The sequence below is a fragment of the Bradyrhizobium sp. DOA9 genome (assembly GCF_000617845.2).
Lineage (GTDB): Bacteria > Pseudomonadota > Alphaproteobacteria > Rhizobiales > Xanthobacteraceae > Bradyrhizobium.
In genome coordinates, this window is the sequence record NZ_DF820425.1 from 1,458,883 (window position 1) to 1,472,781 (window position 13,899).

Annotated in this window: 10 protein-coding genes; 4 read left to right on the forward strand and 6 right to left on the reverse strand. The window is 65.7% G+C overall.

Annotated elements, in window-relative coordinates; genetic code table 11:
• Positions 1 to 43: 43 nt before the first annotated feature.
• Entirely contained in the window at positions 44 to 1,576 is a 1,533-nt protein-coding gene (gene murJ, locus BDOA9_RS06795; protein WP_025033188.1) for a murein biosynthesis integral membrane protein MurJ, read from the reverse strand.
• Positions 1,577 to 1,700: 124 nt separating this feature from the next.
• Between murJ and BDOA9_RS06800 the strand changes: the two genes are divergently transcribed.
• Entirely contained in the window at positions 1,701 to 2,702 is a 1,002-nt protein-coding gene (locus BDOA9_RS06800; RefSeq protein ID WP_025033189.1) for an adenosine kinase, read from the forward strand.
• Between the two features lie 108 nt (positions 2,703 to 2,810).
• Here BDOA9_RS06800 and BDOA9_RS06805 read toward each other — a convergent pair whose 3' ends face one another.
• A complete protein-coding gene (locus tag BDOA9_RS06805) occupies positions 2,811 to 4,505 on the reverse strand; it encodes an AMP-binding protein (RefSeq protein WP_025033190.1) in 1,695 nt (564 codons plus the stop codon).
• Between the two features lie 98 nt (positions 4,506 to 4,603).
• A complete protein-coding gene (locus tag BDOA9_RS06810) occupies positions 4,604 to 5,800 on the reverse strand; it encodes a serine hydrolase domain-containing protein (protein WP_025033191.1) in 1,197 nt (398 codons plus the stop codon).
• Positions 5,801 to 6,145: 345 nt separating this feature from the next.
• Between BDOA9_RS06810 and BDOA9_RS06815 the strand changes: the two genes are divergently transcribed.
• Both BDOA9_RS06815 and BDOA9_RS06820 read left to right on the forward strand, forming a co-directional pair.
• Complete coding sequence (locus tag BDOA9_RS06815) at positions 6,146 to 6,466, forward strand: hypothetical protein (protein WP_025033192.1); 321 nt, start codon at positions 6,146 to 6,148, stop codon at positions 6,464 to 6,466.
• A 162-nt stretch (positions 6,467 to 6,628) separates the two neighbouring features.
• Entirely contained in the window at positions 6,629 to 8,122 is a 1,494-nt protein-coding gene (locus tag BDOA9_RS06820) for an NAD-dependent succinate-semialdehyde dehydrogenase (RefSeq protein WP_025033193.1), read from the forward strand.
• A 151-nt stretch (positions 8,123 to 8,273) separates the two neighbouring features.
• On the opposite strand, the gene BDOA9_RS06825 is transcribed toward BDOA9_RS06820, so the two are convergent.
• From BDOA9_RS06825 to BDOA9_RS06835, 3 genes are all read right to left on the reverse strand, one after another.
• The gene (locus BDOA9_RS06825; protein WP_025033194.1) at positions 8,274 to 10,484 is read right to left on the reverse strand and encodes an SLC26A/SulP transporter family protein; all 2,211 of its coding nucleotides are present in this window, start codon (positions 10,482 to 10,484) and stop codon (positions 8,274 to 8,276) included.
• Positions 10,485 to 10,634: 150 nt separating this feature from the next.
• Complete coding sequence (locus BDOA9_RS06830; protein WP_025033195.1) at positions 10,635 to 11,549, reverse strand: phosphoribosylaminoimidazolesuccinocarboxamide synthase; 915 nt, start codon at positions 11,547 to 11,549, stop codon at positions 10,635 to 10,637.
• A gap of 63 nt (positions 11,550 to 11,612) precedes the next feature.
• Positions 11,613 to 12,530 (reverse strand): pirin family protein, encoded by a 918-nt coding sequence (locus BDOA9_RS06835; protein WP_025033196.1) that lies wholly within the window; start codon positions 12,528 to 12,530, stop codon positions 11,613 to 11,615.
• Between the two features lie 292 nt (positions 12,531 to 12,822).
• Between BDOA9_RS06835 and BDOA9_RS06840 the strand changes: the two genes are divergently transcribed.
• The gene (locus tag BDOA9_RS06840; protein ID WP_025033197.1) at positions 12,823 to 13,878 is read left to right on the forward strand and encodes a helix-turn-helix domain-containing protein; all 1,056 of its coding nucleotides are present in this window, start codon (positions 12,823 to 12,825) and stop codon (positions 13,876 to 13,878) included.
• The last annotated feature ends 21 nt before the right edge of the window (positions 13,879 to 13,899 follow it).

Here is a 13,899-nt window from a genome sequence, read left to right on the forward strand (position 1 = left end):
ACAGCGGCGCTGCCCCGTCAAGGGTCTTTCGCGGGGCCGTGGTTCAGCCGGGTCGTTTCAGCGCGTTAACCGCCTCGCGCCAGGAGGCGGCGCCGAGGATCTGCAGCAGAAGGCCGTAGACGGCGGCCCCGGCCGCGATCTGCACACCCAGCGCAATGAAGTGGATGAAACCATGGGGGCCGGCCGGCACCAGCCCTGCGGTCAGCCAGAGCAGGGCGCCCATGGCGATCGCGGCCAGCACGATCCGCGGCAATCGCGTGCGGGCGCCGGCGTCGATCGAGAAGCCGAACTCGCGCGTGCCCTTTCGGAGCAGTGAGAGCGCGCTGCTCCAGGCGCCCGCCGCGATGCTTGCCGCGATGCCGCTCGCCCCGAAAAAATGGCCGAGCAGGACGGCCAGCACGACAGCGACCACGAAACCTATCGCTGTGGCCTCGAGTGGCGTCATCGTGTCGCTGCGGGCATAGAACGCCGGCGACAGCGCCTTGATCAGCACATGCGCCGGCAGGCCGAGCGCCAGCCACATCAGCGCGCGCGCGGTGGCCGCGCTGTCCTCCGCGCCGAACGCGCCATGCTCGAACAACAGCCGTACGATCGGCTCGGCGAGCACGATCAGGCCGAGCGTCGCCGGCAGCGCCAGCCCGGTTGCAAGCTCCAGCGCACGGGATTCGGCATGCGCCACCGCGTCGCGATCGGAGCTGGCGACCGCGCGCGTCAGCTCCGGCACCAGCACGGTGCCCATGGCGACGCCGACGATGCCGAGCGGCAGCTCGATCAAGCGGTTGGCGAAATAGAGCCAGGACACCGCGGAGGGCGTGGCCGAAGCGATGATCGCGCCGGCCACCATCAGCCATTGCGGCCCCGAGCTTGCGATCATGCCGGGGATCGCCTTGGCGAAGAAGCCGCGCATCTCCTCGTCGAAACTGACGCGCAGCGGCGTCGCAAGACGCGCGCTCTGCTGCGACAGCAGCATCACGAGCTGCAGCAGGCCGGCGATGCCGACGGTTGCCGCCAGGGTCCACGCGGCGAAGCCGGCATCTGCGCGCCAGAGGAGCAGCATCGCGATCGCGGCGATCAGCGCGATGTTGAACAGCAGCGGCGAGAATGCCGTCAGCGCAAAGCGTCCCTGCGCGTTGAGCAGTCCCATCAGCACGGTGACGGGACCGGCGAAGGCGAGGTAAGGCAGCATCAGCCGCGCATTCTGAACCGCAAAATCGAGCGTGCCGCTGCCGAGGAATCCCGGCGCGATGATTGTCATGATCAGCGGCATCGACAATGCGATCAGGAGCGAGATCGCGATCAGCGCCGCGCTGACCGTGCCGAGCACGCGCCCGGCGAACGCCGCGGCTTCCGCCACGCCGTCGCGGTCCCGCACCCGCAGCCAGGCCGGGATCAGCGCCGCATTCAGCGCGCCCTCGCTGAGCAGCCGCCGCACCACGTTGACGAGCTGGAACGCCGCCAGGAACGCGTCCGCCACCGCGCCGGTGCCGAGCAGCGCCGCAATCAGGGAATCGCGGGCAAAACCCAGCAGGCGCGAGGCCAGCGTTCCCGTCGAGACGGTCAGGAAGGAGCGGATCATGCCCTCGAGAATACCGTTGCTTGCCCGCCAAGGCCCGGTCGTGATAGGCCGCGAGCTTGGATTTCAGGCCGACAGGAAGCGGATTTCCGCGGAGATCGCAATCCGGCAAACAGGATCAAGGTGAATGGCTGACGTGAAATATGACGTTCTCGGCATCGGCAACGCGCTGTTCGACGTGCTGGTTCGGACCGACGAGGCCTTTCTGGCCAAGCATGGCATGGCCAAGGGCAGCATGTCGCTGATCGACGAGGCACGCGCGGCCGCCATCTACAAGGACATGGGTCCGGCGACCGAGGTCTCGGGGGGATCTGCCGCCAACACCATCGTCGGCATCGGCAGCCTGGGGGCGCGCGCGGCCTATGTCGGCAAGGTCAAGGACGACCAGATCGGCAAGCTCTACGTTCACGACATCCGCGCCGCCGGCGTCGCCTTCAACACGCCCGCCGCCAAGGATGGCCCCGCCACCGGCTGCTCCTACATCCTGGTCACCGGCGACGGCGAGCGCACCATGAACACCTATCTCGGCGCGGCGCAGGACCTGTCGCCCGCCGACATCGATCCGGCCGAGATTGCTGGTGCCGGCATCGTCTATCTCGAAGGCTATCTCTGGGATCCCAAGAACGCCAAGGAGGCCTTCGTCAAGGCGGCCAAGATCGCCCATGACGCCAAGCGCAAGGTGGCGCTGACGCTGTCGGATTCCTTCTGCGTCGACCGCTATCGCGACGAGTTCCTGTCCCTGATGCGGGGCGGCACCGTCGACATCGTGTTCGCCAACGAATCCGAGCTGCACTCGCTCTACATGACCTCGGACTTCGACACCGCGCTGAAGCAGCTGCGCAACGACGTCAATCTCGGTGTGGTCACCCGCAGCGAGAAGGGCTGCATGGTGGTGTCCGTGGAAGACGCCGTCGCAGCGCCGGCCTTCCCGGTCGAGAAGGTGGTCGACACCACCGGCGCCGGCGACCTGTTCGCCGCCGGCTTCCTCTACGGCCTCGCGCGCAATTTCGGCTACAAGCAGTGCGGCGAGCTCGGCGCGCTCGCGGCCGCCGAAGTGATCCAGCACATTGGCGCGCGGCCCCAGGTGTCGCTGAAGGAGCTGGCGGAGCAGCGCGGGCTGACGGGGTAGGGCCCCGCTCTCTCTGCGTCATTGCGAGCGCAGCGAAGCAATCCAGTCTGTCTCAGCGGCAGATTCTGGATTGCTTCGTCGCAAGAGCTCCTCGCATGACGGTGAACCTCACGCCGTCTTCGCCGCCTTCAATCCCAGCCGCTGCTCCACCGCATCGCGCATCAGGAATTTCTGGATCTTTCCGGTCACGGTCATCGGAAATTCGTCGACGAACTCGACGTAGCGCGGGATCTTGTTGTGGGCGATCTGGCCTTCACAGAAGGCGCGTACTTCCTCAGCGGTCAGTTCCTCGCCCGCTCTGACGCGAATCCAGGCGCAGAGCTCCTCGCCATAGCGGGTGTCGGCGACGCCAAAGATCTGCACGTCCTGGATCTTGGGGTGACGATACAGGAATTCCTCGATCTCGCGCGGATAGAGGTTTTCGCCGCCGCGGATCACCATGTCCTTGATCCGGCCGACGATGTTGCAATAGCCCTCGTCGTCGATGGTGGCGAGATCGCCGGTGTGCATCCAGCCGTTGGCGTCGAGCACGTCGGCGGTCTTCTCCTTCTCGTCCCAATAGCCCAGCATGATGCTGTAGCCGCGGGTGCACAGCTCGCCGCGTTCGCCGCGCTTGACGACCCTGCCCTCGAGATCGACGATCTTGACCTCGACATGCGGATGGATTCGCCCGACCGTGGAGACGCGGCGATCCAGCGGATCGTCCACCGCGCTCTGGAAGCTGACGGGGCTGGTCTCGGTCATGCCGTAGGCGATCGTGACCTCACGCATGTTCATCTCGGTGTTGACGCGCTTCATCACCTCGATCGGGCAGGGCGCGCCGGCCATGATGCCGGTCCGCAGCGACGTCAGGTCGAAGCTGGCGAATTCGGGGTGGTCGAGTTCGGCGATGAACATCGTCGGCACGCCGTAGAGCGCCGTGCATTTCTCCTGCTCGATCGTGCGCAGCGTCGCGAGCGGGTCAAAACCTTCGCCGGGATAGACCATTGCGGCGCCGATCGTCACGGAGGCAAGGTTGCCCATCACCATGCCGAAGCAATGATAGAGCGGCACCGGAATGCAGATGCGGTCCTTCTCGCTGAGGCGCATCGCGCGGCCGACGAAATAGCCGTTGTTGAGGATGTTGTGGTGGGTCAGCGTCACGCCCTTGGGTGATCCGGTCGTGCCGCTGGTGAACTGGATGTTAACGGCATCGTCGAACTGCAGCTCCCGGCCGAGCGCGGCCAATTGCTGACGGTGCCGGTCGCCGCCCATGCGCGCGACCTCGCCGAAGGCAATCGTGCCCGGTGCGGCCGGGCCGCCGATCTGAATGACGTTGCGCAGGGCGGGCAGCCGTGCCGCATGCAGCTGTCCGGGCCTGGCGGCTGACAGCTCCGGCAACAGCGTGTTGAGCATCTCCATGTAGTTGCTGGTCTTGAACGCCGTCGCGGTGACGATCGCCGCGCAGCCGACCTTGCGGAGGGCAAATTCCAGCTCGCTCAGGCGATAGGCCGGATTGATCGTCACCAGGATCAGGCCGGCCTTGGCGGCGGCGAACTGGGTCAGCGTCCATTCCGGCCGGTTCAGCGACCAGATGCCGATCCGCTGGCCGCGCTCGAGCCCGAGCGCCAGAAAGCCGGCGGCGAGCGCATCGACCCGCTCGGCCAATTCCGACCAGGTCCATCGCACGCCGTGGCTGGGCGAGACCAGCGCTTCGCGATTGCCCCAGCGCCGCGCGGCTTGGTCAAGACTCCGGCCGATCGTGTCGCCGAGCAGCGGCGCGTCCGAGATGCCGCAAACGTAGCTGTCCGCTTTATCTGACACGTCAAAATCCTTTCGTCATGGAATGAGCGGCTTGATCCTCTTCGGAAGCATGGCCGGGACGGGCCCGGCCATGCCGCGTGGCGCGAGCACTCAGACCCTCACGCCGCCTTCTGCCCGCTGCCGGCAGCATCGAGCCCGGCATAAACCCCGCGCTCGAATCCCGCGAACGCCTCGAGGCATTTCGCATCCGCGAACGGCAGCAGCTGCATCAGGATGACGCCGGTGACGTCGCGCGCAGGATCAATCCAGTAATAGGTGTTGGCAAGGCCGGCCCAGGCGAGGCTGCCGGCGCTGCGGCCTTCCGCGGTCTTGGCGGTGTTGATCATGAAGCTGAGGCCCCACTTCTTCACCTGCTCCGGATAGAGATCGACGTCGTTGGTGTACATCGGCGCGGCCGTGGTCATCTTGCCCATGGCGAGATCGCCGATGTGGTTCTGCCCCATCGTCGCGACGGTCTCGGCTTTCAGCACCTGGTTGCCGTTGCCGCGACCCTTGTTGAGGATCATCTGGGTGAACTTGATGTAGTCGCCCGCCGTCGAATAGAGGCCGCCGCCGCCCATGTGGAATTCCGGCTCCTGCTCCAGCTCGAACGGGATCGATGCGAGCTGGCCGTCCTCGCCGCGCGCATGCATGCCGACCAGGCGCTTGCGCATGTCGTCGGTGATCTTGAAGGCGGTGTCCCGCATGCCGAGCGGCGCGAACAGATTGTCGCGCAGATATGCGTCGAGCCGCTTGCCGCTGGCGGCCTCCACAACCTTGCCGACGAAATCGATGTTGGTGCCGTATTCCCAGCGCGTGCCTGGGTCGGACATGATCGGGGTCTTCAGCGCGGCATTCTGGCAGGTGGTGATGGCGGGAATGCCGTTCTTGTCCAGATAGACCGCGAGATCGCCGTTCCACATGTTGTAGCAGAAGCCCGCAGTGTGGGTCATGAGCTGGCGCAGCGTGATCGGCCCCTTGGCCGGCCGCAGCTTGGCCTCGCCCTTGGCATCAAAGCCTTCGAGCACCTGCGGCTTGGCGAGCTCGGGCAGCACCTCGCCGATCGGCGCGTCCAGCGACAGCTTGCCCTGCTCGACCAGCTGCATCGCGCCCGCCGTCGTCACCGCCTTCGTCATCGACGCGATCCAGAACACGCTGTCGGCGGTCATCGGATCGGGCTTGGACAGGTCGCGCTTGCCGAACGCGCCCTGATACAGCACGTCGTGACCGCTGGCCGCGATGGCGACGACGCCCGGGATCTCCCTGGTCTCGCTCTTCTGACGCAGAATCTCGTCGATCTCAGCTTTGCTTTGCATGGCGTTTCCTCGGGTTTGATTATTGTTGGAAGTGATCGATTGTCCTCCCGCATTTAGGGCGCGGCAAGCGCATCCGTGCACCTGCGCCAGTCGCGATGTCGTGACTTGACGGCCTCGGTCCCAGGCACGACGACAACGGAACTGAACGGGGACACCCTCACAATCTGCGGTGGATTGCCGGGCGTCGTCTCACCTCGGACGGGCTCGAAGCGATATGGTTCGCGAGTTTCGGACGCTTGAAACATTTCGTGAGCTGCCGCGTTCAGCACCCGGTCCGGTTCATGGACCGATCGAGACTTGATGCAAATGTTGCCGGCCGTGGATGGGCGGCGAGGGGGTCCTCAGATGATTTCGACCTGGAGCGAATGGAAGCGCTATCCCCGTCCCGGACGGGGCGAGAACCTGGAGGCGCCGATTTCCCCCGGGATTTACGAGGTGCGCATCGCCGGTACCGGGGCGCTGTATTCCTTCGGCGCGGTCGATAATCTGGCGCAGGCGCTGGCGCTGCTGCCGGTCGGCTCGAAGTCGTGGTTCGGCCGTCGCGACACCTCCCACGTCCCCGATCTCGAATACCGGACCTGCGCGACCTCCACGAAGGCGGACGCCAAGGCTGCTGCCGAGCGTATGATCGGCCGCCGCGAGACCTATATGAGCGGTGCGGCCTGATCCCTCTCCGCAGCAGCGGTGCCACACCTCTCCCGTCGGGGAGAGGTGAAGAACCCGCGGCCCTCAGCTTAACTCCCAGCAGATGTGCGTTGCGGGGCGGTGCATTGCGCATCGCCTGCTCCTATATTCCGGGCCGATCCGTTCGCCCAGGGAGAAACGCCAATGACCCAGACCGCCGCCGCACGCGCCCCGCAAGCCACCGCCACCCTGCGCGACCGGTTGAAGGACCCCTCGCTGCTGAAGGAGGCCTGCTACATCGACGGCGCCTGGGTCGGCACGGCGGTCTTCGCCGTCAACAATCCCGCGACGGGTGTCGAGCTGGCAAAAGTGCCGCAGCTTGGGGCCGACGATACGACCAAAGCGGTCGAGGCCGCCGAGCGTGCGTTCCCGGGCTGGGCCAAGCACACCGCAAAACAGCGCTCCAACATCCTGCGCAAATGGTTCGAGCTGATCACCGCCAATCGCGAGGATCTCGCGCTGATCCTCACCTCCGAGCAGGGCAAGCCGCTCACCGAGGCGCTCGGCGAGGTCGATATCGGCGCCGCCTATATCGAGTTCTTTGCGGAGGAAGCCCGCCGCGTCTATGGCGAGACCATCCCGAGCCAGCGGCCCGATGCGCGCCTGCTCGCGATAAAGCAGCCGATCGGCGTTTGCGGCGCGATCACGCCGTGGAATTTCCCGAACTCGATGATCACGCGAAAGGTTTCGCCGGCGCTGGCCGCCGGCTGCACCGTGGTGCTCAAGCCCGCCAACGAGACGCCGCTGTCGGCGCTGGCGCTCGCCGTGCTCGCCGAGAGGGCCGGCATCCCCAAGGGCGTGCTCAACATCATCACGGGTGACGCGCCGCCGATCGGCAAGGTGCTGTGCCAGCATCCGGCGGTGCGCTTCGTCGGCTTCACCGGCTCGACCGCGGTCGGCAAGATCCTCTATCAGCAGGCCTCCGTCGGCGTGAAGCGGCTCGGCCTCGAGCTCGGCGGCAACGCGCCCTTCATCGTGTTCGACGACGCCGACATCGATGCGGCGGTCGAAGGCGCGATGGTCTCGAAGTACCGCAACATGGGCCAGACCTGCGTCTGCGCCAACCGCATCTATGCGCAGGACAAGATCTACGACGAGTTCGTGCAGAAGCTGTCGAAGAAGGTCGCGGCGATGAAGATCGGCGACGGCACCGAGAGCGGCGTGACGCAGGGCCCGCTGATCAACATGAAGGCGGTCGACAAGGTCGAACGCCACATCGCCGATGCCGTCAAGCGCGGCGCCAGGGTGGTGACCGGCGGCAAGCGCAGCGAGCTCGGACGCTCCTTCTTCGAGCCGACGGTGCTGGCGGACGTCAAGCCGGACTCGCTGGTGTCGCAGGAGGAGACCTTCGGCCCGCTCGCGCCGGTGATCCGCTTCAAGGACGAGGCCGACGTCGTCGCGATGTGCAACGCCTCGCCGTTTGGCCTCGCCTCCTACTTCTATTCCCGCGATCTCGGCCGCGTCTGGCGCGTCGCCGAAGCGCTGGAGTCGGGCATGGTCGGCGTCAATACCGGCCTGATCACCACCGAAGTCGCGCCCTTCGGCGGCGTCAAGGAAAGCGGCCTCGGACGCGAAGGCTCGCGTCACGGCATGGAAGAATATGTCGAGATCAAATACGTGATGATGGCGGGGGTGTGAGCGGCATCGTCCTCCCACGTCATTGCGAGCGAAGCGAAGCAATCCAGTATCTTTCCATTGAGACAGTCTGGATTGCTTCGTCGCACCAGTGCATCCGGGGTCTTCCTTTTTCCCCGGGACGACGCCGGAGTTCGCGGCTTGCTAACGAGGCCTATCTTCTCAACACCGCAATCATCCGGTTCGCAAAGGTCAGCCGCTCGGCCATGACCGACACGAAATAGGTCAGCAGCTCATTGCTGAGCTGGGGGGCTTCGGACTTGATCGCGTCGAACTGGTGGATGTTGAGCACGTAGAGCACGCTATCGACCTCGGCCTGGATCGTCGCGCTCCGCGGCGTGCGTGACACCAGGCCCATCTCGCCGATCGTGGTGTAGCGGCCGAGGCTGCGCACGCGCGTGGTGCGGCCGTCGTCGGCGGGGATCATGATGCCGACGCGGCCGTCGAGAATGAAATGCATGGAATCGGCCGGATCGCCCGCCTTCACGATGACCTCGCCGGCTCCGACCTCGATGCGCTGGCAGCGGCGGATCAGTTCGTCCGCATCCTCCTCGCTGCCGAGGATGCGCGTGAACCAGTCGCGTAAGGACGCTTCTTCCCGCGCCAGATCCTGATGCTGCGAGATGATCTCGTTCTCGCACCATTCCAGCGCGCGATCGAGTTCGCTGATGAGAGTGACGCCCTCGCCGATGAAGTCGCTGGCGCGCAGCACCTTTTCGGCCGAGGCCGACAGATGCACCAGGATCAGCTCGACGCCGAGATCGGCCGCGCTGCGCTTGATCTGGGCAAAGCTGTAGGCGGCCGAGGAATCCACGCCGGTGACGAGCTTGAAGTCGAACAGCAGATAGCGGCATTCGGGGCGCTCCTGCAGCAGCTGCTTGACGTGCTGGTAGAGCCGGTTGGCGGAGCCGAAGAACAGATAGCTCTGCAGGTTCAGGCCCTGGATCTTGCCGCCATGGGCCAGCAGCACATCCTGGTCGTCGCGCGAGCGGTCGAGCGAGGAACGGTATTCCGAGCCGTCGAAGCTGTATTTGATCGACTCCACCCTTGCGGCGCTGAACGCAAACGTGGTGCAGCCGATGATCACGCCGATCAGGATGCCCGGCACGAAACCCCAGGCTACGATGATCGCGATGATGGCGACCAGCGAGAGATATTCGAGCTTCGAAAGCCGCTTGCGCGATTCGATGATCCATTTGTGCAGCTGGTCGGCGCCGAGATAGAGCAGCAGGCCGCCCAGCACGAATTTCGGGATGAAGCCGAGCAGCTGTGGCGCGATCGCGAGCATCAGCAACGACATCGCCGCGACGGTGAGGCCGGACAGGCGGCCGCGGCCGCCGGTGCTGAAATTGAGGACGGAGCGGCTGATCGAGATGCAGCCGGCATAGCCGCCGAGCGCGCCTGTCAGCATGTTCGCGGCGCCGGTGACGTTCAGCTCGCGTTCCAGATTGGCTTCGCGATGCACGGCGACTTCGATGCCGGTGGTGTTGAACAGCGTGCTCGAGGCGGTGACGAAGATGACAGCGACGAAATTGGCGAGCAGGTCGGGCACGGCGAACCAGGGATAGTGAATGAGGGCCTCGGCGTGCCAGGGCATCATGAAGGCCGCCTTCGGCGGCTGCTCGAACGTCCAGCCCAGAGCGTGGGCCTCGCCGAGCGAGATGCCGGTGATCCAGAATGCCAGATGCGCCGTGATCACGCCGCCGACCAGGATGATCGGCAGTCCGAACGGGCTGCGCGAGCGATGCCAGGTCAGATACAGCACCAGCGCCATGACGCAGGCGGCACCGAGCTCCAGCAATGTGGTGACATTGGCGAAACGCGGCAGCGCCGTGACGGGATGATCGGTGATGACCCGGATCGCACCCATGACGATCAGGAGTCCGGTGGCACCGAGGAAGCCGCCCACCACGGGATAGGGCACGTAGCGGATGGCGCGGCCCATCCGCGTCAGGCCCAATCCGCACAGCACCACGCCGGTCAGCACAGTCGACAAGCCGAGCGTGATCAGGATGGACGACAGCAGCGGCGCCGACGGATTGGCGGCCTCGATCCGCTCGAGCACCGAGGCCGCCAGGATTCCGGTCACGGCGGCGGTCGAGCTGTCGGGAGCGGCGACTGCGAAGGGCAGGGAGCTGCCGAGCGCGACGACGGCGGCAAGCGCCGCGGAGCTGATGAAGGTTGCTGCGATGCCGTAGGACAGATAGGGCGACAGCGGACCCGTAAAGATCAGCAATGCGTAGGAGAGCCCGAAGGTGATGGTCAGGACGCTGGCAGCGCTGCCACCCAATATGTCGTTCAGCGCACGCTTGAGCTCTGGCTTGAACCGCGGGTGCGGACTGAGAGTAATGATTGGGTCGGTCACGTCCTGGCGCTCGCCCCTGAAAAGTCCTGTTTGAGACGATGAAAGGCTTAGCGCAACAGGCTTTTTGTCGCCATCCGATATCCCGCGGTTCTGCCGCGGTCCGGCAGGGAATGCGCCTCGCGATGACGGAGCGAGGCGGAACAGCCGGGCTTAAATCTTCAGCTCCGCCCCCGTCACGCGCCGATACGCTTCCAGATATCGCTTGCTGGTCGCATCCACCACGCTGGCCGGCAATGGCGGCGGCGGGGCGTCGCCGTTCCAGCGGCCGGCGCGGCGCTCGACGTCGAGATAGTCGCGAAGGGGCTGCTTGTCGAAGCTCGCCTGAGGCTGGCCCGGCTTGTAGGCGTCCACCGCCCAGAAGCGCGACGAATCCGGCGTCATCACCTCGTCGATCAGGATGATGCGGCCGTCCTTGTCGCGGCCGAACTCGAATTTGGTGTCCGCGATGATGATGCCCTGCTCGCGGGCGAGCTCCTCGCCGAGCGTGTAGATCGCCCGCGTCATGCTCTCCAGCGCGTAGGCGACCTCCGCGCCGACCACTGCCTGCATCTTCGCGATGGTGATGTTCTCGTCATGGCCGCTCTCGGCCTTCGTCGCCGGGCTGAAGATCGCAGGCTCCAGCTTCTCGCTTTCGGCGAGGCCCGGCTTCAGCTTCTCGCCGGCGAGCGTGCCACTGGCCGCGTATTCCTTCCAGGCCGAGCCCGAGAGATAGCCGCGAATGACGCATTCGATCGGAAACACGCTGGTGCGCTTGCACAGCATGGCGCGGCCGAGGATCTCGGCGCGGTGCGTTTTCAGCGCCGGCACGGCCGCGATGATCTCGTCGGTGTCGGCGCTGATCATGTGATGCGGCACCACCCCCTCGAGCTCATTGAACCACCACGCGCTGATTTGGGTCAGCACCGCGCCCTTCATCGGGATGGTCTCCCCCATCACAACGTCGAAGGCGCTGATGCGGTCGGTGGTGACGAGCAGCAGGCGGTCGTCGTCGACGGCGTAGATATCGCGCACCTTGCCGCGTCCGATCTTGGAGAGCGGCAGGTCGCTGGAGAGCATGGTGGTCATCGGCAAAGCCTTCGCACAGGACATCCGGCCGCGTCTGATGGCGCGGCCGGGGACCGGATTAGCCTATTCCGGCAGCGGAATGAACTCATGTTCCTGCGGAACTGCCGCGAAGCGGCCGGTTTTCCAGTCCTGCTTGGCCTGCTCGATCCGCTCCTTGCTGGAGGAGACGAAATTCCACCAGATGTGGCGCGGGCCTTCCAGCGCATCGCCGCCGAGAAACATCATCCGCGTGGCCTTCAGCGCATTCACGGTGATGCGGTCGCCGGGGCGGAAGATCAGGAGGCGCGGCCCCTCGTAGCGCTCGTTCGCGATCTCGACCTCGCCATCGACCACATAGATCGCGCGCTCCTCGTGATCGGGGTCGAGCGGCACGCTCGCGCCCGCGACCGCCGTGACCTCGGTGTAGAACCAGGGCGAGACCATCGACACCGGCGAGGCGATGCCGAAGGCGGAGCCCGCAATCACCCGCGCGGTGAAATCGCGTTCGGAGATCATCGGCAGATCGCCCGCCGCATAATGCTGGAACGACGGTGCGATCTCTTCGGAGCCCGCCGGCAGCGCGATCCAGCTTTGCAGGCCGAGCATCTTCTGGCCCGAGGCGCGCTGCGCATCCGGCGTGCGCTCGGAATGCGCGATGCCGCGCCCCGCCGTCATCAGGTTCATCGCGCCGGGCGCGATCTCCTGGACGTTGCCCTCGCTGTCGCGATGCATGATCGCGCCGTCGAACAGATAGGTGACGGTGGCAAGCCCGATATGCGGATGCGGCCGCACGTCCATGCCCTTGCCGGACACGAACTGCACCGGGCCGAAATGGTCGAAGAAGATGAAGGGCCCGACCATCTGCCGCTTGCCGTGCGGCAAAGCCCGCCGCACCGCGAACCCGTCGCCGAGATCGCGCGTCCGCGGCACGATGACGAGGTCGAGCGCATCGCAGGACATGGGATCGCCGAGCACGGGATCGTTCGAGGGCTGCCAGCTCATGGGGGGACTCCTTTTGGCTTTGTTGGACGCGACGGTAGCAGACTTTCGCATCAGCGTCGCGACAAAGCCGGCTCCTCGAACTCCGCTGTCATGTCGCGGCTTGACCGGAGCATCCATTACGCCGCAGCCCATCGCTTCAACCGCTGCCGTCTCGGAGTCCTGGATCGCCCGACTTCGCGGGCGATGACAGCGGTAGATGCGGCTTGAACGGCGGCATGCGGATGGTGCTTGAAAAAACGGGCGCAACGAACGATGTTCGGCTGCCTTCAACCGCGACCGTTCGCCCCAGCCGATGACCCTTGCCGCAACCGAGCTCGCCTTCCGCGCTGCCAGCGTCGCGCTGCTGCTGGTGCTGGCGGCGTCATTGCTCTCCGAGTTCCGCAATGTGCTGGCGGCCCGGCTCGGCGCGGCTTTCGCGCTCGGGTCGGCGGCGCATGCCGCGAGCTATTCCATTGGCGTGTCGTCGCTCGTTCCGATCTGGCACGCGCCGTTGATTGCGCTGTCGACCGGCAATATCGTCGTGTTCTGGCTGTTCACGCGCGCGCTGTTCGACGACGAATTCCGGTTGCGCTGGTGGCACGGCCTGATCTGGGCTGCGGTGACCGCCTTCAGCTTCGTCGGGTGTCTCTGGATCGCGCCCGGCGGCAACGCGCGGTTCTCCGTGACGGCGGTGAACCTGATCGTGCTCGGTTTCATCGCGCTCGCGGTGGCGCAGACGATCCGATCATGGTCCGCCGATCTGGTCGAGCGGCGCCGCCGCGTGCGCGTCTTCGTCGTCTGCGCCGCCGCGCTCTATGGCGGGTTGAATGCGCTGCTCCAGATCCTCGTTGCCTTCAGCGCGGGCGATGTCGCCGACACGACCAATGCAGGCGTGCTCGCCTGCATCGTGGCAGCGATTGCCTGTGCGATGATGCGCGTCGATGGCGCCGATCTGTTTCCGATTGCGCCAGAGCCCGCACCGGCGATGGCGCCGGTCCAGCCTTTGGCGGAGGACTCCGACCAGAAACTGATCGATGCGCTGATGCGCCTGATGGCGGACGAGCGGATCTATCGCCTGGAGAACATCACCATCGGTGTGCTGGCGGGCCGGCTGAAGATTCCCGAATACAGGCTGCGCCGGCTGATCAACCAGCGGCTCGGCTATCGCAACTTCAATGTGTTCCTGAACAATCACCGCATCGAGGAAGCCAAGGCCGCGCTCGCCGATCCCGCTCAGACCGAGGTCCCCGTCATCACCATCGCGATGGACGCCGGCTTCCAGTCACTGGGGCCGTTCAACCGGGCGTTCAAGGCGGTGACGGGCGTGACGCCGACGGAATACCGGCGGCTGAAGACGAGTACGGCCTAGCTTCCAAGCCCTTCTAATCAC